Origin of the sequence: Gordonia sp. DT218 (assembly GCF_049847105.1) — a bacterium.
Classification (GTDB): Bacteria; Actinomycetota; Actinomycetes; order Mycobacteriales; family Mycobacteriaceae; genus Gordonia.
In genome coordinates, this window is sequence record NZ_JBNCNS010000003.1 from 688,106 (window position 1) to 713,829 (window position 25,724).

Genomic DNA, 25,724 nt, shown 5'->3' on the forward strand with positions numbered 1-25,724 from the left:
GGCTCTGCACATCGGGCGGGCGGAAGCAGGAGACCGATGAGCAACAGGGGTCCAGACGGTATCCGGATGTCGGAGTACCCCCATCCGTCGCACCTGATCCTGCACCTGAGTGACACGCATCTGGTCGGCGATGCCGGCCCGCTGTACGGCGCCGTCGACAGCGAGGTGACACTGCGGCAGATCCTCGCCGAAGTCGAGGCTTCACACGTGCGCCCCAATGCGCTGCTGTTCACCGGCGACCTCGCCGATCGGGGAGAGGTCGCGGCTTACCGGAAGTTGCGGTCGATAGTCGACGAAGTCGCAGAATCCATTGGTGCGCAGGTCATCTGGTCCATCGGAAACCACGACGATCGAGCGCATTTCCGGTCGGAACTTCTCGACGAGGCACCTTCGGCGGCACCGATCGATCGTGTCTACGACATCGACGGTCTCCGTGTCGTCGCTCTCGACACCTCGGTGCCGGGGAGCCATCATGGCGAAATCGCCGAGGATCAATTGGAGTGGCTTGCGGCCGAACTCTCGGTGCCCGCGCCACACGGCACCATCCTGGCCATGCACCATCCGCCGGTCCCGTGTGTACTCGACCTCGCGGTACTGGTGGAGTTGCGCGACCAGCACCGGCTCGCCGACATTCTGAGGGGCAGCGACGTGCGCTCCATCCTCGCCGGCCACCTGCACTACTCGACCACCGCGATGTTTGCCGGTATTCCCGTCTCGGTCGCGTCGGCCACCTGCTACACACAGGATCTCACCGGTCCGGCGGGGGCCTTACGTGGCCGCAACGGAGCCCAGGGCTTCAATCTGGTGCACGTTTATCCGGAAACCGTCGTCCACTCAGTGGCCCCGGTCGGCGACTACGACACGGTCGGTGAATATGTGAGCCCGGCGGAGACCGAGCGGCGACTGATCGAGGCGGGGGTCCGCATACCCGGCCCCGAGGCAGCCGCTCAGACGGCTTCCCAGGGTGCCGGGATCGGGAAGTAGTTCTGCAAGAAGTGGGTGACCTTGATGGTGCGCACGTCCAGGTCGACGTCGGGTGTGCTGCCATCGTTGAGGCAGAAGAAGTCCATCGACCGCTTCGTCAGGAGTGAATCCATCTGTCGTAGGCCGGATTTCGCTGTGGTGTCGACGTATTTGACCTTGGCCGAGCGCTGCACCACCGCGCGGCCGCTCATGAGCGCGTAATAGTGATAGAGCGAGTTGGTGACCGAGATGTTGGTCTCCGCCCGAAAGGTGCTGGCCGCGGTGGCCGCGAACTCGGCCGGGAACTTTGCCTCCATCTCCGCCATCACGCTCTTGCGCAGCGGCGTCGCCGCATGCTCGAGATGGCGGGTGGTGACCAGGCCGAACCGATCTCTGAGGAGCCCGCGATTCACTCGCGCCGAATTCTCGAATCCGCTGCGTTGATCGTTGTTGGAGCCCAGTCCGATTCGGATCGGTGCCTCGATGAACATGCTCACTCCGCCGGGGGAGAAGAACATCTGCGGGCTCACGGAACGACCGAAGAACATGTCGTCGTTGGAATACAGGAAGTGTTCGGCGAGACCGGGAATGCGGTGCAACTGGGACTCGACAGCCTGCGAATTGTGGGTCGGAAGGACCGACGGATCTGCGAAGAACTCCTCACTGCGCACGAACGTCACCCGCGGATCATCGGCAAGCCATGCAGGTTTCGGCGAGTCGGTGGCGATGAAGATCCTCCGGATCCACGGGGCGTACATGTGCACACTGCGCAGCGCATACCGCAACTCGTCGATCTGACGGAACCGGGCCTCGGAATCGTCACCCTCGCCGACCACATGGCTCTGCATCCTCCTGGCGCGCTGAGCCTGCCATTCCTTCGACGACCCGTCCACCCAGGAGAACACCAGATCGATGTCGAAAGTGATGTCGGAAGCCTGGTGGGCGAACATCTTCTCGAAGGTCGGCCATGTGCGCCCGAACCTCTCGACCTCGCTGCGTACCGCTTCCCGTGAGGAGACCGTTCGTCGCGTCAACGAATTGGCCACGGGCAACAGCAGATCGTCACCTGCCGTCGTCCACAATTCGATCTGCACGCCGGTCGCCGCTCCGAACGTCATGCCGCTGGCGAGGTGGACGCGCGGTCGGAACAGACGGAACACGCGGGCTTTGCGGTGCGTCGACAACGCGCCGTCGGCGACCAGGGCGGGCCGACCCCGTCCCGCACCCACGGTCTTGGCATAGAACGGATGATCCGCGCACGCGGCGGTCAACGCCGACCTGAAGCGCTTGCGCAGCGCCCAGTCGATCGCCAGCACGGGACGCTCATCGTTCCCGCGAACCAGCAGGTAGCCGATCCCGGCGCGGTCGAGGACGTCACGCAGGAAGAGAAGATCCTCGACCATCGCTTCGTGGGGTGTGGTGCTCGTGTTCACCAACGCGAGGCGGCCGTTGAATCGGACCACATCGGGTTCGCGTGGATTGCGCTCGGCGGGGGTCTTCGCACGTACAGCGGTGTGGAGGGACTCCTGCTGGGGTGCACGGAGGACGTCGATCGGGGCGGGGGAATTGCTGATGGTGACCTTCCGGATGCTCGCCGCAACCGCGACATCGTCAGTCTAGTCCCAGGTCAGGGACTGCCCTGCCGGCCCGTCGTCCTACCTGCGGGCAGGCGCGATGCGGTCGAGCACGGCGACCTCGTCGGCGGTCAGTCGGAGGCCGCCGGCCGCGACGTTCTGTTCCAGGTGGGCCGGGTTGCCGGTGCCGGGGATCGCGAGCACATGCGCACCGCGCTGCAGGGTCCACGCCAATCGGACCTGCGCCGGGGTGGCGCCGTGTGCTTCGGCAATGGTCGCGATCTCGGATTCTCCGGTGTCGTCAGGTCCCTCTGGGGAGGCCCAGGTGGAGGTGGCCACGGCGAAGAACGGTACGAATGCGATGCCGTGTTCACGGCATAGCTCGAGCAGGGTGTCGTCGTCGCGGTCGGTGAGGCCGTATCGGTTCTGCACGCTGACCACCGGCGTGATGGTCATCGCCTCGGTCAGTTGGTCGGCCGTGATGTTGGAGATGCCGATGTTGCGCAGCAGGCCCGCGTCGCGCAGCTCGACCAGCGCCTCGAGGTGGTCGGCCAGCGACCCTTCCGTCTTCTCCATGGTGGTGCCCCAGCGCAGGTTGACCACATCGAGCTGGTCGAGGCCCAGCTGACGGATGTTCTCCTCGACTTGGCCGCGCAACTGGTCGGGACGACCCATCGGCTCGAACTCGCCGTCCCTGGACTGACTCGGTCCGACCTTGGTGGTGATCACGAGATGGTCCGGGTAGGGCTGCAAGGCCGTGCTGATCAGTTCGTTTGAGGAGCGCGTCGTAGTGAAGTAGAACGCGGCGGTGTCGATGTGGTTCACGCCGAGCTCGATGGCTCGACGGAGGACGGCGAGCGCGTCGTCGCGGCTCCGGGGTGCTTCCCAGGGCATGCCGCCCAGGCGCATGGCGCCGAGGCCGATGCGGCTGACGGTGCGGTCGCCGAGCTGCCAGGTTCCGGCTGCGTCGGCGGTGGGGATGGTGGCTGTGGATGTCGAATCAGTGGTCATGGAATCCAGCATGGCTCCGCCGCCGACGACGGGGCCGCCGATGGCAACAAGCTGCCACGCCTGCGGAGACGGGCCGGGTCGGCGCACAATATGTGGCATGCACAGCACTGATTCCGTCACCGTCGTGCGTGGCGAGGAGGAACTGCTCCAGCGGACAGCACATCTGTTCGCGTCGGCCGCCGAGGTCGTCTGTGCGGCGAACGATCTGTGGACCTTCGCATGGTCACACGGCGCGGGGGAACTCGCGGACTCGGCGGCGCAGCAACGCAGGCCCGATCAGCGGGTCCGCAAGATCTACCAGGCCGGGACCCTCCTCGATCCGGTGGCGGCACACGAGTTGGCCAAGCGCCGCGACCAGTTCGGCGCGGAGATTCGCGTCACCACCGACGAGATCAACGAGACGATCATTGTGGACCGTCGGCTGGTCATCCTCGCCGGCGATCGGACCGCAGGCGGGCGCAGTTACAGCGTCATCACCCAGGCCGACACCGTGCAGGGGGTGTCGTCGCTGTTCGAGGCCGCCTGGCGATCGGCGACGGACCTCGCCGCCTATGACGCGCGGATCGCGGACATCCGCCGGCTCGCGCCGCAGGTGCTCGACCTGCTCTCCCGAGGCGTCAAGGACGAATCGGCGGCGCGCAGCCTCGGCCTCGGTGTGCGTACCTACCGACGCCGGGTCGCCGACCTGATGTCGTCGCTCGGCGCACAGTCGAGGTTCCAGGCCGGTGTGCGGGCGCGCGAGTTGGGCATCGTGTAGCGGGTGCGGTGATCTCGATACGCGGCTCCTTCGTCGCCGCTACTCGATCGGCGGAAGGGGACGAGGCTCGATCGGCGGGCGGGGACCTCCGCTAGCGGTAGTTCACGAACTGCAACGCGATCCCGAAGTCCTCGCCTTTGAGCAGCGAGATCACGGCCTGCAGATCGTCGCGCTTCTTGCTCGACACCCGGAGCTCCTCGCCCTGGATCTGTGCTTTGACACCCTTGGGGCCCTCGTCGCGGATCTTCTTGGAGATCTTCTTGGCGTGCTCGGAATCGATGCCCTCGACGATCTTGCCGCTGATCTTGAAGGTCTTGCCCGATGCGGCGGGCTCGCCGGCGTCGAACGCCTTGAGCGAGATGTCGCGGCGGATGAGCTTTTCCTTGAAGACGTCGAGGCCGGCCTGCGCGCGCTCCTCGGCGTCCGAGGTGATCACGATGTTCTCTTCGCCGGACCACTCGATCCCGGTGTTGGTGCCGCGGAAGTCGTAGCGCTGCGACAGCTCCTTGGCGGCCTGGTTGAGGGCGTTGTCGACCTCTTGGCGGTCGACCTTGCTCACCACGTCGAACGATGAATCAGCCATGGGTGACACCCTATCGGCCCGGCCGTGCGCTCCTGTGGGGTGCGGTGGTCGAACAACTACTCGAGCCGCCACGAAGGAGGCCGGGTGCGGACCTGGGAGGCCGTGCTGAGCAGCCGGTTTGCGTCGACACCGAGAGTTCGTTGTATTCTTCACGGCGTTGTTCTTACGGCCGATGACCCGGCCCGACGGACGGCACGGCAGGTTGCCCGAGCGGCCAAAGGGAGCGGACTGTAAATCCGTCGCGCAAGCTACATAGGTTCGAATCCTATACCTGCCACGACGTGGTCCACGCTGAACTCCGGCGCTCGCCACCGGTCGCTGACCAGCGATTTGGTGAGCGCCTGGGTTCGTGTGTAACCTCGTTAAGGCTCTCGAACAGCTCACGGGTTCGTTCGGGCACGCCCCCTTAGCTCAGTCGGTAGAGCGTTTCCATGGTAAGGAAAAGGTCAACGGTTCGATTCCGTTAGGGGGCTCGCTGGACCTCCAGTCCACATGGCGGTGTAGCTCAGCTGGTTAGAGCGCACGACTCATAATCGTGAGGTCGAGGGATCGAGTCCCTCCACCGCTACACATCGGTGCCGACCAGCTCGGACCCGACACGCAAAGGGCATGCCGAGCCCGCCACGTACCACCCGAAAGAAGGCAACGAAGTGGCCTCCTCAACAGATGTTCGCCCCAAGATCACCTTGGCGTGCGAGGTGTGCAAGCACCGCAACTACATCACCAAGAAGAACCGTCGCAACGATCCCGATCGCCTCGAGATCAAGAAGTTCTGCCCGAACTGTGGCAAGCATCAGGCGCACAAGGAATCGCGCTGAGCGTTCAGCGGAAAATGGCAATTACGCGGGCTACCTCTGATGAGGTGGCCCGCAGCCATTACCGTGGCAAGGGGACTCCGTCACCGGACCCCCTGAGAGCAGGAACGGCACCACACAACGAGCGGTAGCGATGGGAGTTGCCCTCCACGCGACGCTTACCGCCGTGGACCACGCCCGAACCCCTCGGCAGTCGAGGGACCGTCCACGAGATCCCGACCATCTGCGGATTGGTCGAGCAAAGGAGCGGCATCCGATGTCAGTCAGCGAGGCCGAGGTTCAGGAACGGATCGACGCGTTGAAGAAGGGTGTGAAACTCAGTCCAGAGGAGATCGCTGCCCACACCAGGGAGATGGTGGGCTTCAACTACACGGTCGACGACTACTACGAGGTCGGGCGTGAAGAGGTCCGCAAGCACGCCCGCGCCGTGCAGGACGACCACCCGGTCCACTGGAACGAGAAGGCCGCCCAGGAAATGGGCCATGAGACCCTCATCGCCGCGCCCACGTTCGTGTCGGTGCTCGGGATCATCGCCCAGCGTCGTCTGTTCGAGGACGTCGTCACCGGGTACGACCTGTGGCAGATCATGCAGACCGATCAGCGCCTGGTGTTCCACCAGCCGATCAAGGTGGGCGACCAGCTAGTCTGCGACGTCTCGCTCGACTCATTCCGCCAGATGGCCGGCACCGACGTGATGATCACCAAGAACATCATCTGGAACCAGCGCGAAGAGCCGGTGATGACCACCTGGACCAGCCTGGTGGCCCGTGCCGCGGTGGAGGCCGATCCCGAGGTCCTCGACAAGCTCGAGCACGTGATGATGAAGGTCGACAGCGAGCCGGACATGCCGAACACGGTGCACGGGCCGTTCGACCGCTACGACCTGCCGGATCCGCAGGTGGAACCGAAGCCATACGCCGCGATCAACTTCGACGATCTGACCGTCGGTCAGGAACTGCCGCCCGTCACCAAGACCCTCACCCGCGGCAACCTCGTCAACTACGCGGGCGTGGCCGGCGATCCCAACCCGATCCACTTCTCCGACGAGGTCGCCAAGGTGATCGGCCTGGAGACCTGCGTGGCCCACGGAATGCAGTCGATGGGTCTGGGCGCGAGCTTCATCAGCAGCTTCGTCGGCGACCCGGCAGCGATCTACGAGTACAACGTGCGATTCACCAGCCCGGTCTATGTGCCCGCGGAGGGTTACGCCCAGGTCGACTTCACCGGCAAGATCAAGTCGCTGGACCCGGAGACGCGCCGCGGCGTGATCGCCATGGTCGCCAAGCAGGGTGACCGCAAGATCTTCGGGCGCGCCCAGGCGCACGTTCAGTTCAACTGAGCGGACCCGACCACACATCACCGCAGCGCGGCGCGAGACGGATCATCCGCCTCGCGTCGCGCCGTCGTGTCGGCTGACGGCGCCACGACCCGGCTCCGCACGGTGAACGCGGCGCAACCGATCACCGCGGCACCGCCGATCACCAGCGACACCGTCAGCCGTTCGCCGAGTAGCAGTACCGCCCACGTGACGGTCAGCACCGGCTGGACGAGCTGGATCTGACTGACCGTGGTCATCGGGCCGATCGCCAGCCCCCGGTACCAGGCGAAGAAGCCGAGAAACATGCTCACGGCGCTGAGGTAGGCGAACGCCGCCCACTGGCCGGTCGTGGCGTGCGGCAATCGACCATCGCTCACGATGACCGTGGCGACCAGCATGACCGGCGACGCCAACAGCAGCGCCCAGCAGATCGTCTGCCACGCCCCGAGTTCACGTGACATCAAACCGCCCTGTGCGTAGCCGATCGCCGCGAGCGCGACCGCACCGAGCAGGTAGAGATCGCTGGCGCCCGCGGTGCCGAGAGCGCCGTGTCCGGCGAGGGTGAACGCGCCGGTGGCCACCACACCCAGCGTGGCGCCCACCCAGAACCGACGGCTGGGTCGTTCTCGGGTACGCACCGCCACGACGACCGCGGTGACCGCCGGAAGCACACCGATGACCACCGCCGAGTGTCCGGCCCCGACATCGCGGAGCGCGAGCGACGTGAGGATGGGGAATCCCGCCACCACGCCGATCGACACCGGCAGGAGCCTCATCAGCTGTCTGGTGGTCGGGAGCCGGGCGCGTCCCAGCGCGAGGGCGATCGCGGCCAGGCCGGCGGCGACGACGGCGCGACCGCAACCGATGAACAACGGGTCGAGTCCCGCAACGGCGACCCGGGTGGACGGCACGGTGAACGAGAAGGCGACGACGCCGAGGAGACCCCACAGCATCCCCGGCTGTGATAGCACCGGAGGAGGGTTGCCGATAGCGCTACTATTGGCTTTCATGTCCGACGATAGCAGCCAGCGGATCGCGCAACACCTCCGTTCTGTCGCCGCGGCCGCCGAGGCCGGTGGTCGACTGCCCTCGACGCGCGAACTGGCATCGCGGTTCGGCGCGGGCCCGGTGACGGTGCAGCGCGCTCTCGCGCAGCTGGTGGCCGAGGGCGTCGTCGAAACCCGATCCGGTTCCGGCACATTCGTGCGGCGACGACACGTCGGCTCGGATCGGGCCGACGTTGCGTGGCAGACCGCCGCGCTCGGTCCCGAACGTGCGGGTGCGTCGCCGATCGGTTCGACGATGCGTCAGATCCCGCACGACACCATCGCGATGCACAGCGGCTACCCCGACATCGAGCTCCTACCTGTCCGTGAGGTCCGCAGTGCTTTCGCTCGCGTTGTGCGGCGCGAGGAGAGTTTTCATCGCCCACCGACGGCCGGGCTACCCGACCTGCGCCGCTGGTTCGTCGACGAGCTCGAGGCGGACGGTTGGCGGGACACCGACGCGGTCATCGCCTCCGGCGGTCAGGCGGCGCTCGCGGCGACGTTCCGCGCCCTGGCCGCACCCGGTGATCCCATCGTGATGGAGTCGCCGACCTACTGGGGTGCGATCGCGGCGGCGCGCCAGGCCGGGCTGATCACCGTCCCCGTGCCACGCACCGGCGGCGCGCCGTCGGCCGTCGATCTCGACGAGGCGTTCGCGACGTCGGGAGCGCGCCTCGCGTACGTGCAGCCGACGTTTGCGAACCCGACCGGTGACGTGTGGACGGCGGCCCAGCGCGACGACGTCCTGGCGGTCGTCCGTGCGCACCGTGCCTTCGTCGTCGAGGACGACTGGGCACACGACTTCGCGATGGAGGCCGGTCCCAGACCACTGGTCTGCTCCGACACCGACGGGCACGTCGTCTACATCCGATCGCTGACCAAGAGCCTGTCGCTGACGGTCCGGGTGGCCGCGCTGCTCGCGCGCGGACCCGCTCGGACCCGGATCGAGAACGCGTTGACCGTGTCGGATCTCTACGTCGCGCCGGTCCTGCAGTCGGTGGCCCTCGATGTGGTGTCGAGGCCCACGTGGCGCACTCATCTGCTGCGCCTGCGCCGCGCGCTGCAGGCGCGTCGAGACGCATTGGTCGGGGAGCTCGCCGCCGGTGCGCCGATGATCGAGGTGGAACGCGTACCGCGCGGCGGGCTGAATCTGTGGGCCGCCCTGCCCGGCCAGGGCTCCGACGGGACACCGACCGACGCCGAGCTGGTCGCGGCCCGCACGCTCGCTCGCGGACTGTCGATCTCGGCCGGCGGGGAATGGTTTCCGACCGAGCCGACCGGACCGTTCATCCGGCTCAACTTCGCCGCCGCAGCGCCGGATCGATACGCGGAAGCGGTGGAGATCCTGGCGGGCGCGTTGTAGTCGCGGGTGAAGGTCGCTGATGGGTGCGCCCACCGCGTCGATGAGCAACCTCTGAGGTGGCGGCAGGAACCCGTTTTGGGTTTGTCCTGGGCAGTGATCTACACTGAAGTGTCTGGATTGACTCAGACTTGCGCGCTGCCCATAGGGTGGCGCGTTGGTTTTGTCGGGAGTTTTCCGATCTGAGGAGGTCGAGAAGGCAGCTGTACCGTGGCTATCAGCCACGCACAGTCGCAAAGGGGCGTAGCTCAACTGGCAGAGCAGCGGTCTCCAAAACCGCAGGTTGCAGGTTCAAGTCCTGTCGCCCCTGCCCTGGTGAGGGCACACGTAGACGAGAGGACCTCGAAGGTGAGCAAGCGAGATCGAGCTGCCCGCGCCAAAGATGCCGCGGAGGACACCTCCGCCGAGTCGGTGGGGGAGCTCGAAAGTCGCGATGACGTCGACGGCGCGGAGTCGGGTGAACTGCGTCCGTCGGGCAAACGCTCGTCGAGGGGTCGTCGTTCATCGACAAGTGCCTCCAGCACCGACGGCGGCGCGGACTCCGACACCGGATCCGCGGTCGCGGTCAAGGAACGCAAGAAGAAGGCACCTGCCGGCGAGAGTCGCAATCCGTTCGTTCGGTTGTGGGTTTTTCTGCAGCAGGTCGTCGCCGAACTGAAGAAGGTCATCTGGCCGACCCGCCGTGAGATGATCACCTACACGATTGTCGTGCTGATTTTCGTGATCGTGATGACCGCATTCATCTCCGGCCTCGACATCGCCTTCGCCAAGGGAGTTCTCTGGCTGTTCGGCTGACGCCACCCAGACCAGTGGGGCGCAGGCCCAGGCCAAGGACAACCGGAACCGAAAGAGGAGCGTGGGCTGCAGTGAGCACCCCGGAGAACGAGATCGAACCGACCCCAGAGTCGATCGGTGTGGTCGACACGTCGGCGGTGGATACCGCCGACGAGACCGACGATCCCGGTGTCGAGGCACAGGTCGAGGCCGCCGAGGATGACGCAGCAGCCGTCGAGGGCGGCGAGTCCGTCGTCGAGGAAGCCATCGAGGACGCGGTCGCAGACGAAGTCGACGTGGCGGACGAGGTCGCTGCCGAAGAAGCACCCGCCGAGGACGCCGATCCGGTCGAGGAACTGCGCAAGCAGCTCCGTCGTGCTCCCGGTGACTGGTACGTGATCCACAGCTACGCGGGTTACGAGAACAAGGTGAAGGCCAACCTCGAGACCCGTGTGCAGAATCTCGATGTCGGCGACTACATCTTCCAGGTCGAGGTACCGACCGAAGAGGTCACCGAGATCAAGAACGGCCAGCCGAAGAAGGTCAACCGCAAGGTGCTGCCGGGTTACATCCTGGTGCGCATGGACCTCAACGACGATTCGTGGGGCGCGGTGCGCAACACGCCGGGCGTGACCGGCTTCGTCGGGATGACCTCCAAGCCGTCGCCGTTGTCGCTCGACGAGGTGCTGCAGTTCCTCATGCCGCGCGTCGAGACCAAGAAGCCCGCTGCCTCCAAGGCCGGGGCCGAGGGTGTCGAGGCGGCTGCCGCCGCGGCGACCGCGGTCATCGAGGTGGACTTCGAGGTGGGCGAGTCGGTCACCGTCATGGACGGCCCGTTCGCGACCCTGCCCGCGTCCATCAGCGAGGTCAACGCCGAGCAGCGCAAGGTCAAGGTGCTGGTGTCGATCTTCGGTCGCGAGACACCGGTCGAACTCGGCTTCAATCAGGTCGAGAAGATCTGACCAACGCCCACCGACGGTGGGCGACCACGAACTTTCACGTCTCCAGCGGGCGTGGATCTGCAAGAAGACAAGCAAGGAACAATTAGATGCCTCCCAAGAAGAAGAAGCTCGCCGGGATCATCAAGCTCCAGATCCAGGCAGGCCAGGCCAACCCGGCTCCGCCCGTGGGTCCGGCGCTCGGTCAGCACGGCGTGAACATCATGGAATTCTGCAAGGCGTACAACGCGGCGACCGAGTCGCAGCGCGGCAACGTCATCCCGGTGGAGATCTTCGTGTACGAAGATCGTTCATTCGACTTCAAGTTGAAGACCCCGCCGGCTGCGAAGCTCCTGCTCAAGGCTGCCGGTGTGCAGAAGGGCTCCGGCGAGCCGCACACCAACAAGGTCGGCAAGGTCAGCATGGACCAGGTCCGTGAGATCGCGAAGACCAAGCAGGAAGACCTCAACGCGAACGACATCGATCAGGCCGCGAAGATCATCGCCGGTACTGCACGGTCGATGGGGATCAACGTCGAGGGCTGACGATCTGCCGCTGGTCTCGATACGCCCTGCGCTAGCGCTTCGGGCTACTCGACCGGCGGGAAACGTGGGAGGGCCCGCTCGGCCCAGCAACCACTAACCCGAACATCATTCACGGAGAAAGAACAGAGCAATGGCACAGAAGAGCAAGGCCTACCGCGCCGCCGCGGAACAGGTCGACAAGAGCAAGCTGTACAGCCCGCTGGAAGCTGCGCAGCTCGCCAAGGACACGTCGTCGAAGAACACCGACTCGACCGTCGAGGTCGCGGTCCGGCTGGGCGTCGACCCGCGCAAGGCCGACCAGATGGTCCGCGGCACCGTCAACCTGCCCCATGGCACCGGTAAGACCGCCCGCGTGATCGTGTTCGCCGCCGGCGACAAGGCCGCCGAGGCCACCGCGGCCGGAGCCGACGAGGTCGGCGCCGAGGACCTGATCGAGAAGATCCAGGGCGGCTGGCTGGAGTTCGACGCGGCGATCGCCACCCCGGACCAGATGGCCAAGGTCGGCCGCATCGCGCGTGTGCTCGGCCCGCGTGGTCTGATGCCGAACCCGAAGACCGGCACCGTGACCACCGACGTCACCAAGGCCGTCAACGACATCAAGGGCGGCAAGATCAACTTCCGCGTCGACAAGGCCGCCAACCTGCACTTCGTCATCGGCAAGGCATCGTTCGACGTCGAGAAGCTGGCGGAGAACTACGGCGCCGCCTACGACGAGATCATGCGTGCGAAGCCGTCCGCGGCCAAGGGACGCTACGTCAAGAAGGTCACCGTCTCCACCACCACGGGCCCGGGCATCCCGGTCGACCCGCTGGTGACCCGCAACTTCACCGAGGCCCCGCAGGGCTGACCCTTCGAGACGCTCGCAAGCTCGCTCCTCAGGGGGCGGGTGAGGGGCGTTCGCAAGCTCGCTTTTCGGGGCGCGGCGCTAGCCGTGGCGGTCCCTGAGGAACGGAGCGCTAGCGGAGTGTCACGAAGGGCGCTCCTCAGGGCGCGACGCTCGCAGACTCAAAGCCCCCGATCACTGTCGTGGTCGGGGGCTTTTGTCGTACCGCGGGTCGTATGTCAGGTCGTGTTGCCGATGATGGCCCGCAGCGCAGCGATGTGACCGGTGTAGGCGTCGCGGCCGGCCGCGGTGAGCTGAGCCCGGACGGTTCGTCGTCGGCCGGTGAGGCGGCGCTCCATGCTGAGATATCCCGCCTCCTCCAACGTCGACAACTGCTTGGACAGCGCCGAGTCCGAGAGCGCCAGCTGCTCCTTGAGGAAGGCGAACTCCGCCCAATCGGCCGCGGCGAGTGTGGCGACCAGTGCCAGGCGGGTGCTGGGATGGATCAGCTCGTCGAAACGGGCGGCGCCGTCGGCTTCGGCGGTCATGCACCGATCCATCGGCGCGTGCTCGTGAACACCTCGGGGCCACCGAACCCGACGACGAGCGCGGTGATTGCCGCCGCCCACAACGAAGGATGTCCGGCGCCGTCGGCCTGCAGGGCGAACGCGAGCGCGATGGTGAACGCCACCGCGGTCAGCAGAATCGCGATGACGATCAACGGGATCCGGCGATCGGCGACCGAGCGGCTGACCTGCAGTCGTGAGCTGCGACGTCGGCCGTCCAGCAGGCGAGAGGCAACCGTCGCATGACCGGCGCCGAACGCCACCGTCGCCACGGTCACCACCCACCACGGCGCGAACTGACCCAGCAGGCCCAGCACGAGCCAACCGCAGGCCATGGCCCACCAGTAGGCCCGGGGCAGCCCGATCTCCTCGGCGACGTCGCGTCGTGCGCGATCGGCCGCGGCCAGGGCGGCGCGCGCCTGTTCGGGCGTCATGTCGGTCATCGGCTCCTCCGCCGGTTTGACTTTCCCACTTGGAAAGTCATCGTCCACTTTCCTGCCGGGAAAGTCAACCGTCGGCTCAGAACGCTGCAACCCCCTGGCGATGCAGGAATAATCGCCGGCAGGGGCGGGCCAACGAGATCAGGTGGTGACTTGATGGACGTACGACCGACGAAGCTGGCGATCATCGGAGCGGGAGCGGTCGGCACCGCCGTCGCGTATGCGTCGTTGATCCGGGGCGTGGCACGGACGATCGCGCTGATGGACATCAACACCGCGAAGGTGACCGCCGAGGTCCTCGACATGTCGCACGGACTGGAGTTCGTCCCGCGCGCCGACATCATCGGCGACGACGACGTGTCGGTGTGCGCCGACGCCGACGTGGTGGTCTTCACCGCCGGGGCGAAGCAGCGGCCCGGGCAGTCGCGACTCGAATTGGCCGAGGCCACCATCGGTTTGACCAAGAAGATCATGCCCGGGGTGCTCGAGGTGGCCCCGAACGCCGTCTACATCATGGTCACCAACCCGGTCGACATCGTCACCTATGCGGCGCTGAAATACAGTGGTCTGCCGAATAGTCAGCTGTTCGGTTCGGGCACCGTGCTCGACTCGTCACGACTGAGGTTCCTGATCGCGCAGCATTGCGACGTCGCGGTGCAGAACGTGCATGCCTACATCGTCGGCGAACACGGTGACAGCGAGATCCCGCTGTGGAGTTCGGCGAGCATCGGCGGCGTGCCACTGCTGCACTGGAAGCCGTTGGGCTCGGGGGAGGCCATCGATGCGGCGGCTCGCGAACGAATCCACCACGAGGTGGTCCACGCCGCGTACAAGATCATCGAGGGCAAGGGCGCGACCAACTACGCGATCGGTCTGGCCGCCACCCGTATTGTCGAGGCGGTGCTGAACAACGAGCACCGGGTGCTGCCGGTGTCGACGGTCGCCACGGGCTACGAGGGCCTCGACGACGTCTGCCTCTCGCTGCCGACGATCGTCGACCGCGGGGGAGCCCGGACCCGCCTGGAGATGCCGATGTCCGACGACGAGTTGTCGGGTCTGATGCGTTCGGCGGAAACCCTGCGGGGGATGCAGGCGAAGTTCGGGCTCCAGCCGTTCGGTCGTTCGGAGTAACCCGGTTCGATTCGGGACCCGGGACGCCGCGGGCGGGGCTACCGTCACCGCATTCATCGAGGAATGTGGGAAGAGGCAATCATGCGGTGCTCACGGAAGATCTTTGTCGGAATGCTCGCCGCGGCAACACTCGTCGTGGCACCGTTGGCGGTCGCAGCGCCGGCGGAGGCATCGGCGTATAGCAACTGCAAGGCCCTCAACGCCGACTACCCGCACGGTGTCGGAAAGTCCGGGGCCGTGGACTCGACATCCGGGACACCGGTCACGAACTTCACGGTGAACGACAATCTCTACAGTCAGGAATCGTCGCACGACGGGGACAACGACGGCATCGCCTGCGAGCGACACTGACCTGTGAGCAACACTGAATGGTGTGTTCACCCCACGTGAGGACGAGAACCGGCGACTCCTGCGTGCGCGGGATGCCATCGACCGCGCATACGCCGAACCTCTCGACGTCGCGACCCTCGCGCGCATCGCGCTGATCTCCCCGGCGCATTTCACCCGACGGTTTCGGGACGTGTTCGGCGAGACGCCGCATCGCTACCTGCAGCGCAGGCGCATCGAACGGGCCTGCGCGCTGCTGCGCAACACCGAACTCCCGGTGACCGAGGTGGCCGGCGCCGTCGGATACGAGAGTCTCGGCACCTTCGGACGCACGTTCACCGCGATCATCGGGCGCAGTCCGACGGAGTACCGCCGGAACTCGGCGCCTGCGCCGGTGCCGTCGTGCTTCGTGAGGGACTGGACCCGCCCCCGACACGATCCGAGCCGAGCGGATCCGAGCAGTTTCGGAGAAGCCGGGCCACGTCCGATCGTCGTATCGTCGGGCACATGATCAACGGCATCAGCATCCATTCCATCTACGTCCTCGACCAGGACGCCGCACTCGAGTTCTATGTCGGGAGACTCGGATTCGTGGTGACCACCGACGTCGACATGGGCTTCATGCGGTGGCTGACCATCGCCGCGCCCGGTCAGCCCGACCGCGAGATCCTGTTGTCGCTGCCCGGCCCGCCCTCGATCTCCGACGACGCGGCCGGGACCGTTCGCGATCTGCTGACCCGGGGTGCGCTGGGGACGACGATCCTGACCACCGACGACTGTCGTGGCACCTACGCCGAGTTGCTGGCCAAGGGCGTCGAGTTCACCCAGGAACCCGAAGACCAGCCGTACGGCATCGACTGTGCATTCCGCGACCCGTTCGGCAACCAGATCCGGATGACCCAACGCGCCGCCACGGATCGGGACATCACCGACGACGACCTCTCCCGGTGGGCGCCTGACGGTTCCTGAGCCGTGTCGGAGGCCGTGGACTGTTCAACCAGTGGCACCGTGGCAATCGTGTCGCCCTGCGACGAATTCGCGACGGAACGGAACCAAACGGGCCGCTGGATAGTCTGATCCATATGCGCGATGACAAGCTGCTCTCCAAGATCTCGGCGCTGCTGCGACAGGCCGAGGGCACCGACAACCCGCACGAGGCCGAGACGTTCATGCAGGCCGCGCAACGTCTGGCGACCACGGCGTCGATCGACCTGGCCGTCGCCCGGGCGCACGACCCGGCGGGCCGGCAGAAGACCACACCGATCTCGCGGCAGATCACCATCGGTGCGGCAGGCAAACGTGGGCTCAAGACGTACGTGCAGCTGTTCGTGGCGATCGCACGGGCGAACGACATCACCGTCGACGTGGCCGGCAACTCCACGTTCGTCATGGCCTACGGCTACGCCGCCGACATCGACACCTGCGAGACCCTCTACACGTCGTTGGTGGTGCAGATGGTCGCGGCCAGCGACGCCTACCTGCGGTCGGGCGCCTACAAGGGTGAGGAGTTCTCGCGGGTGGTCAGCCGCGGATCGGGGTGGCGGACGCGGCGGGTCGTGGAGACCAAGCCGCTCTCGCCGATCACCGCCCGGCTCAACTTCCAGTCCGCGTTCGCCGAACGGATCGGCAAGCGGCTGAACGAGGCCCGCGAACAGGCCCGGGCCGATGCGCTCACCGCCGACACCGACGACGCGGACCGACCGTCGGGTACCGCGCTGGCCCTGCGCAACAAGGAGATCGAGGTCACCGACTTCTATCGTGCGGAATCCAAGGCGCGCGGCACCTGGCGGCCGTCGAGCGCGTCGGCCGGCTACTCCGAGGCGGCCCGCAAGGCGGGGGATCGGGCGGGCCGACGGGCCAAGATCGGTGCGGACCGAGAGTTCGGCTCGGCCCGTGGCGCATTGGACAAGTGAGACCTCACCGTTCGGCGGGGGCGTCGTGGACGGGTGGATCGATGCGGAACGCGTCGTCGGCAAGGAACTCGCTGGGCCGGACCGGAAAGGGATGGGTGGTGCCGGCATGGCGGCGAATCCAGGCACCCACGAAACCGTCGTCGGTGACCAGCGTGTGCACCACGATCGCGCTGACCACCACGATCGCGGCGTAGAAGAACAGCCAGCTGATCGCGACGAAGACGGCCCCGAGCGTGCCGTAGTGCTTGGTGGTCTCACTGAGAATGGTGGGCAGGGCGAGGCGACTGCCGATGAGCAGAATCGTGATGAACAACCCCGAGACGACACCGTCGAGGGCCAGCAACCGCATCGGTACCTGTGCGGACACCAGCAGCCGCGGGACGACGGTCCACAGCAGGGTCCAGATGAGGAAGGTCGCCACGACCTCCAGTGCGAGGCCGACGATGCTGTACCCACCGAACAGCGTGCGACCGTTCAACGTGACGTGGTGCAGCGAACTCGCGAGGCCTTGGAGGACCACCCCGACGGGGAAGACGAAGATCACCACCACCCAACGCCACCAGCCCGAGATCGGCAGCTTGGTCACCTGCCACACCGACACGTACATCCGGCCGAGCGCCCGCGACAGCGACGTCGCGCCCGCGATGGTCATGAGCGCGCCGAGCACCCCGATCGCGGTCGCCGAGCCGGGGGTGGCATCGGAGACGAGATCCACCCGGTCGGGATCGACGCCCAGACCGCTCAACGCTGTGGTGATGAAGGTCTGGTCGGGCAACGCCGTCAACAGGATGACGATGGGCAGGATGGAGGTGAATGCCTGGGCCGCCAGTGTCATGGCCCGGTCGGTCACGTCGTTGACGGCCAGGTCACGGATGATGCGGATGACGAGGTACGCGCCAGGGATCACGCGGGCCCGGTTGGCGAGAGTGACACCCCGCTCACGCACCCGGGTACTCAGCGACGGAGAACTCACCCCAGACGTCTCCCTTCCCGCGGGCGGTGGCCTACGGCTGCCGGTCGAATCCTAGTGGCCGTGCCGGATGCCGTCTCGGTAGCGTATGTCCATCCGATCCCGGGTGTACCCGCGCGGATGGCGCGGAAAGGGGGCGGGAGTTGACGGAGCCACCCGATGGCGCGCACGGTTCCGACGGCGACGGCGACGGCGACGGCGACGGCGACCGCGGCGACAATCCGTCCCCGGAGCACGTGCCCGACGACAGCGGCGCGGACACCGGCCCGCCGTCGGCAGATCCCGGCGACGGTGCCCAGAGTCGGTATCGGCCCACTGCCCAACAATGGGGGGTGGCGGCCGCGATCGTGGCGTTCGGCGTGGGCTTCTGCCTCTACCGGCTGATCAAGGGCGTGGGTCTGGGACAGTCGGCCGCCCTCTACATCGGCATCCCGCTCGTGCTGGCCGTGGTCCTCACCCTTGGTTCGCCGGCCAGGCGTCCGGCGGGCATGGCGATGAAGGTGACCACGATTCTGCTGTTGTTGTCGGTTCCCGTACTGGGTGAGGGTGCCTGCTGCGTGCTGATGGCGGCACCGATCTTCTATCTGTTCGTGTATCTCGGTGCGCGGGTGTCGGTGTCGGCGCGAGACGCCAAACGTCGTGGTCCGGCGGTCTTCGTCGGGCCGGCGTTGTTGGCTCTCCTGGCGTTGGAGGGCACGGCTCCGGTGCTCACCGTGCCGGGTGACGCGACGTCGTCGGCCACCCGGAACATCGACCTCCCGGCCGCACAGATGCCGGCGGCGTTGGCAGCGCCGCTGCGGCTGGAGGCGACCCGTCCCGACGGTCTGCTGGCGATCGGGTTTCCGCGACCCGTCGCAGACTCTGGCGGACTCGGCCTCGGGCAACGCCGCACCATCACCTTCGCCGGCGCGCATCACCGGTCGGGCCCGGTGTCGGCGCACCACTGGGGCGAACAATCCTCGGCGCTGCATCTGGTGGTCGACGAACGGACCCGAACATCGGTCACCTTCCGCCGCGTCGCGGACACGAGCCCCCTGGCCACATGGCTGCGGTGGGACGAGATGCGCGTGCGTTGGCGGGCCGTGGACGCCACCCACACCGAGGTCCGGTGGGAACTGGGCTACACCCGTCTGCTGTCACCCTCCTGGTATTTCGGTCCCATCGAACGCCTCGTCACCTGGCGCGCCGCCGACTACCTGATCCGGACCATCGAACTCGAGGACGTGTCGGTGACACCGCCGGCCGCGGGTGCGACCGACACCCACGCGCACCGGTGATGGGCATGCCCGCCGCCGGTACCTGGCTCGACGCCGCCACCATCACCGCGCTGGCGACGATGCTGCCGGTGCTCGGTGCCGCCGCCCTGTGGTTTGCGGTGCCCGACATCGCGCGCCGCGCTTCGGCGGTGCCGGCGCTGCTGTGGAATCTGATCGGTCTGACCGCGGTGAATGTTCTCGCCGTGCAGGTCGGGTGGTGGTCGTTCGGCACCACCGGCGGCGAATGGTTCGGGGTTCCGGCGGACCTGATCATCGCGTGGGCCGTGCTGTGGTCGCTGATCCCGGTGCTCGCCGGACAATGGATCGCGCCCCGCTACGCGGTGGTCGGTTTGATCCTGCTGGACATCTATCTGATGCCGGTCCTCGATCCCGCCGTCCGCCTCTCGCCGCACTGGTGGTGGGGTGAGGTGGTCGCCGTGATCACCTGCCTGCTCCCGGGCGTGCTGCTCGGTGAACTGACCGCCCGCCGACGACGCCTGCGCCTGCGGGTCTGTCTGCAGGTCGTGTTGTTCACCGCGATCCTGCTGGTGGCCATTCCGGCTGTTGCGGCGACGATGTCCGGACGCTCGGCCGAGGCGGTGCTCGACCAGGTCGGCGGACCATTCGACCTGGCGTTGATGCAGGTCGCCGGGGTCGTCGCGCTGGTGGCGGTGGCGGCAGTGGTGGAGTTCGCGCGGCACGGCGGGACGCCCTACCCGTGGGATGCGCCGGATCGCCTGGTGACGTCGGGGCCGTATGCGTACGTACGCAACCCGATGCAATTGTGCGGCACGCTGCTGCTGGTCCTGTTGGCGGTGATCACCGGGTTGCCACTGCTGGCCGGTGCCGCGCTGATTGCTGCCGCGTTCTCCTCCGGTCTCGCCGCCTATGTCGAAAACGATTCACTGGCAACCCGATTCGGTGGTGATTGGGCCGACTACCGACGGGCGGTGCGGCCGTGGTGGCCGCGTCGGCACCCGGTGACCTATGGCGAGCCGGCGCGGGTGCATCTCGCGCGCGGTTGTGACCCGTGCAGCGAACTCACCGCGTGGATCGTCGAGCGATCACCGGTGGGCCTCGAGGTGCTGCCGGCCGAAGACCATCAGGATGAGCTGCGGCGCATGCGATATCAGTCGCCGACAGTGGTGGTCGACGGAGTGCGGGCGTTCGGCCTGGTGCTGACCCACCTGAACCTGGCATGGGCGCTCGCCGGGTGGGTCATCGCCACGCCGGGTATCTCGCACGTGCTGCAGGTACTGGTCGATGTGTCCGGGGGAGCGCCCCGCGACATCGCACGAGATTGACCTCGTGTCGGAGGTGGGGGCGGCTCGTCGCCGAATTACAGTGACACGAGAAAGGGGCTGCCGTGGACAACGTCATCGAAGTCGCCGGATTACGCAAGCGGTTCGGTCGTACGCAGGCGCTCGACGGTCTGGACCTGCGGGTGCGCACCGGTCGGGTGCACGGATTTCTCGGGCCCAACGGGGCGGGCAAGTCCACGACGATCCGCGTGCTGCTGGGACTCATCCGTGCCGACGGCGGTACCGCGCGACTGTTCGGCGAGGACCCGTGGCGTCGCGCGGTCGCGTTGCATGAGCGGTTGGCGTACGTGCCCGGTGATGTCGCGCTGTGGCCGGACCTGACCGGCGGGCAGTGCATCGACGTGCTCGCCTCGGCCGGCTCCGGCCTCGACGAACGACGCCGTACCGACCTCGTCGACCGGTTCGGACTCGACGTCACCAAGAAGGCGGGCGACTACTCCAAGGGCAACCGGCAGAAGGTGGCGCTGATCGCGGCCCTGTCGTCACGCGCGGACCTGCTGATCCTCGACGAACCGACCTCCGGGCTCGACCCGCTGATGGAGGAGGCGTTCCAGGAGTCGGTGCGCGAACGCGTGAACGACGGTGTGACGGTGCTGTTGTCGAGTCACATCCTCGCCGAGGTGGAAACGCTCAGCCATGACGTCACCATCATCCGGGCCGGCCAGACGGTGCGGTCCGGCGGTCTCGACGAGCTGCGCCGTGGGTCGCGAAGCAAGGTCCATGCGCGCACCCGGGGTAACCCCGATGGCCTGTCGGCGATGCGGGGCATCGGCCATCTCGAGGTCACCGCCGTCGGTGGCGAGCACGCCCAGGAACGTGACGTGCGTTTCGATGTCGGCGACGCGGACCTCGATGACGCGGTCGGGATGCTGGTGTCGGTGGGTATCGACTCGCTGACCGTGCGTCCCCCGAGCCTCGACGAGTTGTTCCTGCGCTCGTATGAGGCGGCCGGCGAGTCCGCGACTGCCGATGACGGTGCCGGCGCGTCATGACCGCTGCCACCACCGTTCCGGCGATCGGCCGGCCCACCACATCGGCCGGTCGCAACGCCGGCGTGGTGACGATGATCGGCCTGACGCTGCGCACCGGGTGGAAGCCCTATGCGATCTGGGTGGTATCGATAGTCGTCGGCTACCTGGCGACCGTCGCCGCGATCGACTCGACCTTCACCACCGCCGAGCAGTTCGAGTCCTACGGTGCCACCTTCGCCGGCGACAAGGCGCTCGCCGCGATCAACGGAATACCTTACGGTGCAACGACTCTTGGTGGTGTATCGGCGAACGAGTTCGCCTTCATCGCGGCTCTTGCATTCCCGCTGATGGCGACGCACCTCATTCTGCGGGCCACCCGCGGGCCGGAGGAGTCCGGTCTGCTCGAACTCGTACGGTCGCGGTGTGTGGCCCGGTGGGCTCCGGCCGTCGCCGCGACGATCCTGGCGCTGGGCGCGTTCGCGCTGGTGGCCTTCGGTGTCTGGTTCAGCCTGCTCGGTTACGGCGTCAGCGCTGGTAGCTCCGCCCTGTACGCGTGGTCGCTGGCCGGTCTCGGCACGGTGTGGACCGGGGTCGCATTGTGCATCGCCCAGTGGGTGCGCCGCGTCGGTAAGGCGTACGCCACCAGCCTCGTGGTGCTGGGGGCGGCCTACGGGTTCCGGGCGATCGGCGACGTCCGTGACACAGCGTGGAAATGGCTGTCGCCGTTGGCCTGGCAGCAGGAGACCCGCCCGTTCGCCCCCGATGCCCGCTGGTGGCCATTGGCTCTGGCCCTCGCGGTTGCGGTGGCGCTCATCGCGGTCGGCTGGTGGCAGGCGGCCACCCGCGACATCGGCTCGGGGCTGTTCACCAGCCGACCGGGCGGCGAACGCGCGGGGTTGATCGCCGGCTCGACCGTCGGCCGCGCGATCGCCGAGCATCGTGGGTCGATCCTCGGATGGACCGCCGGCGGACTGGCCGTCGCCATCGTGTTCGGCGCGCTCGTGCACGACGTGAGTGACGCGGTCGCCGGGAATCCGTCGATCGGCGAGGCGCTCGGCGACGGTGGCGCGCGGGGACAGGCCGTCGACCTGTACGTGGCGTTGACCGTCGTGATCCTGGTTCTGATGGCCGGCGGCTTCGTGATCTCGGCGGTCGGGCGGCTGCGCGCCGACGAAACGGGTGGCCGGCTGGAGACGACGCTGGCTCAGCCGATCAGTCGACCGGCATGGTTCGGCGCCGAGATCCTGGTGATCGGTCTCGGCATGGTCGTCGTCACGCTGGTGCCGGTACTGGCCCTGGGTCTGGTGGTGGCCGGCCAACTCTCGGATGGATCGGAGATCGGCCACATACTGATGGCCGGGATCGACTACCTGCCTGCCATCGCCGTACTCGCGGGTTTCGCTCTGCTGCTGTTCGGTTGGCTGCCGCGGTGGCAGTCGCTGGCCTGGCTGTTGCTGGGCTACACCACGGCGATCGCATTCCTCGGCGGCATCCTCGACCTGCCCGATGCGGTGCTGCGGCTGTCACCGATGTACTCGGTCGGCGACGTCCCACTCGACGACGTGTCGGTCACCGGTGTGCTGGTACTCGCGGTCGTCGCGGTCCTCCTGGTGGGTGTGTCGATGGTCGGTTTCGGCCGCCGCGACATCCCCGCATGACCCCGCGCGACACCGGCCGGGCCCAGATGTATGCGGCCGAGCGGATCGTGCACCGCATGTTCGACCACGCGGGCAGCGCGGCGAACGGACGGATGGTGGAGCTGGCCGGCGCTCGGGTCACCTTGCCTTCGGAGGCGTCGTTCGCGTCGGTGGAGTCGGTGGCCGACTACGTGACGCGGGTGCTCACGTTGCCCGCGGTGTCCGAAGAGTTCGCGCGGGCCGCCCTACCGGTGCGGGTGCGACGACGACGCGGTCACCGCTCGGCGGAGTATCGCCGAACCCCTGACGGAGCCGAGATCGCGGTGCCGACGTCGGCGGAGGGGCGCTGGGCATTGCGCGAACTCGTCGTCCTGCACGAGATCGCACACCACCTCGACGACTCGACGGACGCGTCCCACGGTCGCGGGTTCGTGATCACCCTGATCGAGTTGGTGGGTCGCGTGATGGGCCCCGAGGCGGCATTCGTCTACCGGGTCGTGTTCGCCGACAGTGGTGTGGGCGCCTGACCTGCTGGGCCCGATTCAGAACTCCCCGTTGGTCAGGAAGGTCAGATAACTGGGATGACGCGGATCGAGCACCAGCCGTTGACGACGACCACGCGCCTTGATCAGATCGGGCACCACGGTGAGGTAGCGCGGGAAACTGGCCGCATAGACGTCGACGCGCAGCCGGTGGCCCGGCTCGAGCACGGCGTCGGTGGGGACCAGGTCCACGTCGATGCGGACCCCCTCGTCCGCCGGCACCGGCAGCTTCCGTTTGCGTGACAGGTAGTGATGGGCCGAGATCAGGCTGCCGTCAGAGGCGTATGTCGACTCGGACGGATCGAGGGCCCGGTTCGACGCCGACAGGGCGCCGTTGGTCAGCACGGTCGAGGTCCCGTCCGGCGCGACGTCGTTGACGGTGACCGCCCAGATCGCCTCGTGACCTGTGGTGGCCACGTTGAGCCGCAGGTTCATCGGACCGCTGATGGTCGTCGACTCGCTGACCGGTTCGGTGGTGAACGACAGCCCACCTCGTTCCTGGAAGCGGGCGTCGGCCGTGAACGAGCGTCCGAAGACCATCGCCGCGCCCGCGGTCACCTGCGTCATGTCGCGGGAGACGGCGCCCCGCGCATCCGGGTGGACGGTGAGCGACGACAGGTGTTCGACGGGCATGGTGGCCAACGAGCCGTCGTGGGTGGCGTGATCGGCGGTGCCCGACGGGCGCTCGGTCAGGTGGAGCCGCCGCGGAACCACCCCGGGCCGGGGGAAGCTCGGACCGGAGGTCCACGCGCCGCCCTGTTGGAGCATTGTGACCGGGCCGTAGTACTCGATCCCGTTGCGGTGACCCTTGAGCCAGCGGTCGAACCAGGCACGTTCGAGCACGTCGAGACGGGGTGGCGCGAACTTGCCGCCGTATCCCGAACCGACGTCGACGTGATAGCCGTCGCCCACCACCATCTGCTTGCGGCCGGGTTCCATCTGCAGTCGTTCGTAGACGCCGGTCGCGCTGCGCCCGAAGAGGTCGTGCCAGGCGCCGACGGTGAAGGTGGGGGCGGCGATCCGGTCGACCACGGGATCGCGCTCGTCGAAATACGGGTCGTCGAAGATGCGGTCGTCGCGGGCGGTGAGGAATCCCCAGAGCAGCGACGTGATCTCGGTGGCGGGCGACTTCAATCGGTCCCGCAGCCAGCGCGCGGTGTCACCGCGGAAGACGTCACGGACCGGGCTCGACGGATTCGGCAGCCATTTCAGCAGATTCACCACCGACAGCCAGGTCGGGATGAACGCCGACGGCATGCCGCCGGTGATGTAGATGTCGCGGACGATGTCGTCGCAGCCCTCGACCGCGAACACGGCCTTGACCGCGGGCAGGCGCTTGTCCGCAGCCTGCAGCGAGTTGATCGCCGAGTACGACCAGCCGGCCAGCCCGACGGCACCGTTGCACCACTCCTGCTCCGCGGCCCAGTCGATGATCTCCACCGAGTCCTGTTGCTCGCGGGCACCGAGGATCTGCCACTTGCCCTGGCTCGCGCCGGTTCCCCGGACATCGACGATGATCTGCACATAACCGCTGCGGACGAGGTTCCGATTGATCCCGAAGACGTCGAACACGCCGCCGGACAGGGTCTTGGTGAGCGTGGTCAGGCCTTCGAGTCCCGTTCCCGTCCCGTCCATCGACGCCGACGCGATGTGCAGGGCCTTGCCGAGGCCGGGTGCGTGCAGCGCGTGGTCGAGCGCGTCGATCGCGACGCGGTTGTACGGGTTGATGTTGAGGATCGCGGGGTAGGGGGTCAAGACGGTCTGGCCGAACCGGTTGGCCGGGCGGACCACGGTCGCGCGCAGTCGCACACCGTCGCTCATGGTGAGGACGACGTCCCGGTCGATCGCCACCCGCGGATACAACTGCTTGCCGTCGACCTGCTCACGCCAGCGGATGCCGTCGGAGCCGCCGGTGGGGTCACCGAGCGGGAGCGAGCCGAAATGCGGTGCGCTGCCAGTGCCGACCGGTCGTGCGGCGGTGCGTCCGCGGCGTGGTTGCGCGGGTTGGTCCAACTGGTACGTCATGGTGCATCACCCTGCCCAGGCTCGGTGCCCGCTCAGGTCATGCACGTGGGCATCGTCGCCAAACTCGATTCCCCGACACCATTCGTGTCGGCCACCAGGTGACGGACGTTACACATG

27 protein-coding genes and 4 tRNA genes are annotated in these 25,724 nt (G+C 67.2%); 23 read left to right on the forward strand and 8 right to left on the reverse strand.

Annotated features, from left to right (window positions below; genetic code table 11):
- Window positions 1–36: 36 nt before the first annotated feature.
- Window positions 37–984 carry a phosphodiesterase gene (locus ACPXCG_RS14680; RefSeq protein ID WP_425792681.1) on the forward strand — a complete coding sequence of 316 codons (948 nt, stop codon included), beginning with the start codon at window positions 37–39 and terminating at the stop codon, window positions 982–984.
- Here ACPXCG_RS14680 and ACPXCG_RS14685 read toward each other — a convergent pair.
- Window positions 948–2,366 carry a stealth family protein gene (locus ACPXCG_RS14685; RefSeq protein WP_425792846.1) on the reverse strand — a complete coding sequence of 473 codons (1,419 nt, stop codon included), beginning with the start codon at window positions 2,364–2,366 and terminating at the stop codon, window positions 948–950. The two genes, ACPXCG_RS14680 and ACPXCG_RS14685, sit on opposite strands and share 37 nt — an antisense overlap.
- A gap of 252 nt (window positions 2,367–2,618) precedes the next feature.
- Entirely contained in the window at window positions 2,619–3,548 is a 930-nt protein-coding gene (locus ACPXCG_RS14690; RefSeq protein WP_425792682.1) for an oxidoreductase, read from the reverse strand.
- A 97-nt stretch (window positions 3,549–3,645) separates the two neighbouring features.
- Between ACPXCG_RS14690 and ACPXCG_RS14695 the strand changes: the two genes are divergently transcribed.
- The gene (locus ACPXCG_RS14695; protein ID WP_425792683.1) at window positions 3,646–4,305 is read left to right on the forward strand and encodes a hypothetical protein; all 660 of its coding nucleotides are present in this window, start codon (window positions 3,646–3,648) and stop codon (window positions 4,303–4,305) included.
- 91 nt (window positions 4,306–4,396) lie between these two features.
- On the opposite strand, the gene ACPXCG_RS14700 is transcribed toward ACPXCG_RS14695, so the two are convergent.
- Window positions 4,397–4,888, reverse strand: a complete 492-nt coding sequence (locus ACPXCG_RS14700; protein ID WP_267630108.1) for a YajQ family cyclic di-GMP-binding protein — start codon at window positions 4,886–4,888, stop codon at window positions 4,397–4,399.
- 196 nt (window positions 4,889–5,084) lie between these two features.
- On the opposite strand from ACPXCG_RS14700, the gene ACPXCG_RS14705 reads away from it, so the two are divergent.
- The 5 genes from ACPXCG_RS14705 (at window position 5,085) to ACPXCG_RS14725 (ending at window position 7,042) form a co-directional block, all read left to right on the forward strand.
- Window positions 5,085–5,165 (forward strand) — tRNA-Tyr (locus ACPXCG_RS14705).
- A 123-nt stretch (window positions 5,166–5,288) separates the two neighbouring features.
- Window positions 5,289–5,361 (forward strand) — tRNA-Thr (locus ACPXCG_RS14710).
- 21 nt (window positions 5,362–5,382) lie between these two features.
- Window positions 5,383–5,456 (forward strand) — tRNA-Met (locus tag ACPXCG_RS14715).
- A gap of 82 nt (window positions 5,457–5,538) precedes the next feature.
- On the forward strand, window positions 5,539–5,706 hold the full coding sequence (gene rpmG, locus ACPXCG_RS14720) for a 50S ribosomal protein L33 (RefSeq protein WP_003929651.1): 168 nt from the start codon (window positions 5,539–5,541) through the stop codon (window positions 5,704–5,706).
- Window positions 5,707–5,959: 253 nt separating this feature from the next.
- A complete protein-coding gene (locus tag ACPXCG_RS14725; RefSeq protein ID WP_425792684.1) occupies window positions 5,960–7,042 on the forward strand; it encodes a fused (3R)-hydroxyacyl-ACP dehydratase subunits HadA/HadB in 1,083 nt (360 codons plus the stop codon).
- Between the two features lie 17 nt (window positions 7,043–7,059).
- On the opposite strand, the gene ACPXCG_RS14730 is transcribed toward ACPXCG_RS14725, so the two are convergent.
- Window positions 7,060–8,031 (reverse strand): DMT family transporter, encoded by a 972-nt coding sequence (locus ACPXCG_RS14730; protein ID WP_425792685.1) that lies wholly within the window; start codon window positions 8,029–8,031, stop codon window positions 7,060–7,062.
- Between ACPXCG_RS14730 and ACPXCG_RS14735 the strand changes: the two genes are divergently transcribed.
- The 6 genes from ACPXCG_RS14735 (at window position 8,030) to rplA (ending at window position 12,531) form a co-directional block, all read left to right on the forward strand.
- A complete protein-coding gene (locus tag ACPXCG_RS14735) occupies window positions 8,030–9,430 on the forward strand; it encodes a PLP-dependent aminotransferase family protein (protein WP_425792686.1) in 1,401 nt (466 codons plus the stop codon). The genes ACPXCG_RS14730 and ACPXCG_RS14735 overlap by 2 nt on opposite strands.
- A gap of 234 nt (window positions 9,431–9,664) precedes the next feature.
- Window positions 9,665–9,737 (forward strand) — tRNA-Trp (locus tag ACPXCG_RS14740).
- 38 nt (window positions 9,738–9,775) lie between these two features.
- Entirely contained in the window at window positions 9,776–10,222 is a 447-nt protein-coding gene (gene secE, locus ACPXCG_RS14745; RefSeq protein ID WP_425792687.1) for a preprotein translocase subunit SecE, read from the forward strand.
- Between the two features lie 71 nt (window positions 10,223–10,293).
- On the forward strand, window positions 10,294–11,163 hold the full coding sequence (nusG, locus tag ACPXCG_RS14750) for a transcription termination/antitermination protein NusG (RefSeq protein ID WP_425792688.1): 870 nt from the start codon (window positions 10,294–10,296) through the stop codon (window positions 11,161–11,163).
- Between the two features lie 86 nt (window positions 11,164–11,249).
- Complete coding sequence (rplK, locus tag ACPXCG_RS14755; RefSeq protein ID WP_164310977.1) at window positions 11,250–11,684, forward strand: 50S ribosomal protein L11; 435 nt, start codon at window positions 11,250–11,252, stop codon at window positions 11,682–11,684.
- 130 nt (window positions 11,685–11,814) lie between these two features.
- Window positions 11,815–12,531 (forward strand): 50S ribosomal protein L1, encoded by a 717-nt coding sequence (rplA, locus tag ACPXCG_RS14760; protein ID WP_425792689.1) that lies wholly within the window; start codon window positions 11,815–11,817, stop codon window positions 12,529–12,531.
- 215 nt (window positions 12,532–12,746) lie between these two features.
- Here rplA and ACPXCG_RS14765 read toward each other — a convergent pair whose 3' ends face one another.
- Together ACPXCG_RS14765 and ACPXCG_RS14770 are read right to left on the reverse strand one after the other, a co-directional pair.
- Window positions 12,747–13,055: a transcriptional regulator gene (locus ACPXCG_RS14765; protein ID WP_425792690.1), complete on the reverse strand. Its 309-nt coding sequence runs from the start codon at window positions 13,053–13,055 to the stop codon at window positions 12,747–12,749.
- The gene (locus ACPXCG_RS14770; protein ID WP_425792691.1) at window positions 13,052–13,516 is read right to left on the reverse strand and encodes a hypothetical protein; all 465 of its coding nucleotides are present in this window, start codon (window positions 13,514–13,516) and stop codon (window positions 13,052–13,054) included. Before ACPXCG_RS14770 ends, ACPXCG_RS14765 begins: the two co-directional genes overlap by 4 nt.
- Before the next feature lie 153 nt (window positions 13,517–13,669).
- Here ACPXCG_RS14770 and ACPXCG_RS14775 point away from each other — a divergent pair, with 153 nt between their 5' ends.
- From ACPXCG_RS14775 to ACPXCG_RS14795, 5 genes are all read left to right on the forward strand, one after another.
- The gene (locus tag ACPXCG_RS14775) at window positions 13,670–14,644 is read left to right on the forward strand and encodes an L-lactate dehydrogenase (RefSeq protein ID WP_425792692.1); all 975 of its coding nucleotides are present in this window, start codon (window positions 13,670–13,672) and stop codon (window positions 14,642–14,644) included.
- An 81-nt stretch (window positions 14,645–14,725) separates the two neighbouring features.
- Window positions 14,726–14,995 carry an excalibur calcium-binding domain-containing protein gene (locus ACPXCG_RS14780; protein WP_425792693.1) on the forward strand — a complete coding sequence of 90 codons (270 nt, stop codon included), beginning with the start codon at window positions 14,726–14,728 and terminating at the stop codon, window positions 14,993–14,995.
- A 22-nt stretch (window positions 14,996–15,017) separates the two neighbouring features.
- Window positions 15,018–15,482, forward strand: a complete 465-nt coding sequence (locus tag ACPXCG_RS14785) for a helix-turn-helix domain-containing protein (RefSeq protein WP_425792694.1) — start codon at window positions 15,018–15,020, stop codon at window positions 15,480–15,482.
- Window positions 15,479–15,940 (forward strand): VOC family protein, encoded by a 462-nt coding sequence (locus ACPXCG_RS14790; RefSeq protein ID WP_425792695.1) that lies wholly within the window; start codon window positions 15,479–15,481, stop codon window positions 15,938–15,940. Before ACPXCG_RS14785 ends, ACPXCG_RS14790 begins: the two co-directional genes overlap by 4 nt.
- A gap of 113 nt (window positions 15,941–16,053) precedes the next feature.
- Complete coding sequence (locus tag ACPXCG_RS14795; protein WP_425792696.1) at window positions 16,054–16,884, forward strand: DUF2786 domain-containing protein; 831 nt, start codon at window positions 16,054–16,056, stop codon at window positions 16,882–16,884.
- A 4-nt stretch (window positions 16,885–16,888) separates the two neighbouring features.
- Here the strand turns inward: ACPXCG_RS14795 and ACPXCG_RS14800 are convergent, their stop codons facing one another.
- The gene (locus ACPXCG_RS14800) at window positions 16,889–17,857 is read right to left on the reverse strand and encodes a YhjD/YihY/BrkB family envelope integrity protein (RefSeq protein WP_425792697.1); all 969 of its coding nucleotides are present in this window, start codon (window positions 17,855–17,857) and stop codon (window positions 16,889–16,891) included.
- A gap of 140 nt (window positions 17,858–17,997) precedes the next feature.
- Between ACPXCG_RS14800 and ACPXCG_RS14805 the strand changes: the two genes are divergently transcribed.
- The 5 genes from ACPXCG_RS14805 to ACPXCG_RS14825 all read left to right on the forward strand — a co-directional run bounded on the left by ACPXCG_RS14805 (window position 17,998) and on the right by ACPXCG_RS14825 (window position 23,567).
- Complete coding sequence (locus ACPXCG_RS14805; protein ID WP_425792698.1) at window positions 17,998–19,131, forward strand: hypothetical protein; 1,134 nt, start codon at window positions 17,998–18,000, stop codon at window positions 19,129–19,131.
- A gap of 5 nt (window positions 19,132–19,136) precedes the next feature.
- Window positions 19,137–20,414, forward strand: coding sequence for a methyltransferase family protein (locus tag ACPXCG_RS14810; protein ID WP_425792699.1), 1,278 nt, complete (start codon window positions 19,137–19,139; stop codon window positions 20,412–20,414).
- Between the two features lie 62 nt (window positions 20,415–20,476).
- Window positions 20,477–21,424, forward strand: a complete 948-nt coding sequence (locus tag ACPXCG_RS14815; RefSeq protein ID WP_425792700.1) for an ABC transporter ATP-binding protein — start codon at window positions 20,477–20,479, stop codon at window positions 21,422–21,424.
- Complete coding sequence (locus ACPXCG_RS14820) at window positions 21,421–23,061, forward strand: ABC transporter permease (protein ID WP_425792701.1); 1,641 nt, start codon at window positions 21,421–21,423, stop codon at window positions 23,059–23,061. Before ACPXCG_RS14815 ends, ACPXCG_RS14820 begins: the two co-directional genes overlap by 4 nt.
- Complete coding sequence (locus ACPXCG_RS14825) at window positions 23,058–23,567, forward strand: TIGR04338 family metallohydrolase (RefSeq protein WP_425792702.1); 510 nt, start codon at window positions 23,058–23,060, stop codon at window positions 23,565–23,567. The genes ACPXCG_RS14820 and ACPXCG_RS14825 overlap by 4 nt, the downstream gene beginning before the upstream one ends.
- A 15-nt stretch (window positions 23,568–23,582) precedes the next feature.
- Here ACPXCG_RS14825 and ACPXCG_RS14830 read toward each other — a convergent pair whose 3' ends face one another.
- Window positions 23,583–25,607, reverse strand: coding sequence for a CocE/NonD family hydrolase (locus ACPXCG_RS14830; RefSeq protein ID WP_425792703.1), 2,025 nt, complete (start codon window positions 25,605–25,607; stop codon window positions 23,583–23,585).
- Between the last annotated feature and the right edge of the window lie 117 nt (window positions 25,608–25,724).

Coding starts and splice junctions, on each gene's coding strand:
- ACPXCG_RS14680 (WP_425792681.1), top strand. CDS start 37: ATGAGCAACAGGGGTCCAGACGGTATCCGGATGTCGGAGTACCCCCAT.
- ACPXCG_RS14685 (WP_425792846.1), bottom strand. CDS start 2,366: ATGGTCGAGGATCTTCTCTTCCTGCGTGACGTCCTCGACCGCGCCGGG.
- ACPXCG_RS14690 (WP_425792682.1), bottom strand. CDS start 3,548: ATGACCACTGATTCGACATCCACAGCCACCATCCCCACCGCCGACGCA.
- ACPXCG_RS14695 (WP_425792683.1), top strand. CDS start 3,646: ATGCACAGCACTGATTCCGTCACCGTCGTGCGTGGCGAGGAGGAACTG.
- ACPXCG_RS14700 (WP_267630108.1), bottom strand. CDS start 4,888: ATGGCTGATTCATCGTTCGACGTGGTGAGCAAGGTCGACCGCCAAGAG.
- ACPXCG_RS14725 (WP_425792684.1), top strand. CDS start 5,960: ATGTCAGTCAGCGAGGCCGAGGTTCAGGAACGGATCGACGCGTTGAAG.
- ACPXCG_RS14735 (WP_425792686.1), top strand. CDS start 8,030: ATGTCCGACGATAGCAGCCAGCGGATCGCGCAACACCTCCGTTCTGTC.
- ACPXCG_RS14730 (WP_425792685.1), bottom strand. CDS start 8,031: ATGAAAGCCAATAGTAGCGCTATCGGCAACCCTCCTCCGGTGCTATCA.
- rplK (WP_164310977.1), top strand. CDS start 11,250: ATGCCTCCCAAGAAGAAGAAGCTCGCCGGGATCATCAAGCTCCAGATC.
- rplA (WP_425792689.1), top strand. CDS start 11,815: ATGGCACAGAAGAGCAAGGCCTACCGCGCCGCCGCGGAACAGGTCGAC.
- ACPXCG_RS14765 (WP_425792690.1), bottom strand. CDS start 13,055: ATGACCGCCGAAGCCGACGGCGCCGCCCGTTTCGACGAGCTGATCCAT.
- ACPXCG_RS14770 (WP_425792691.1), bottom strand. CDS start 13,516: ATGACCGACATGACGCCCGAACAGGCGCGCGCCGCCCTGGCCGCGGCC.
- ACPXCG_RS14775 (WP_425792692.1), top strand. CDS start 13,670: ATGGACGTACGACCGACGAAGCTGGCGATCATCGGAGCGGGAGCGGTC.
- ACPXCG_RS14780 (WP_425792693.1), top strand. CDS start 14,726: ATGCGGTGCTCACGGAAGATCTTTGTCGGAATGCTCGCCGCGGCAACA.
- ACPXCG_RS14790 (WP_425792695.1), top strand. CDS start 15,479: ATGATCAACGGCATCAGCATCCATTCCATCTACGTCCTCGACCAGGAC.
- ACPXCG_RS14795 (WP_425792696.1), top strand. CDS start 16,054: ATGCGCGATGACAAGCTGCTCTCCAAGATCTCGGCGCTGCTGCGACAG.
- ACPXCG_RS14810 (WP_425792699.1), top strand. CDS start 19,137: ATGCCCGCCGCCGGTACCTGGCTCGACGCCGCCACCATCACCGCGCTG.
- ACPXCG_RS14820 (WP_425792701.1), top strand. CDS start 21,421: ATGACCGCTGCCACCACCGTTCCGGCGATCGGCCGGCCCACCACATCG.
- ACPXCG_RS14825 (WP_425792702.1), top strand. CDS start 23,058: ATGACCCCGCGCGACACCGGCCGGGCCCAGATGTATGCGGCCGAGCGG.
- ACPXCG_RS14830 (WP_425792703.1), bottom strand. CDS start 25,607: ATGACGTACCAGTTGGACCAACCCGCGCAACCACGCCGCGGACGCACC.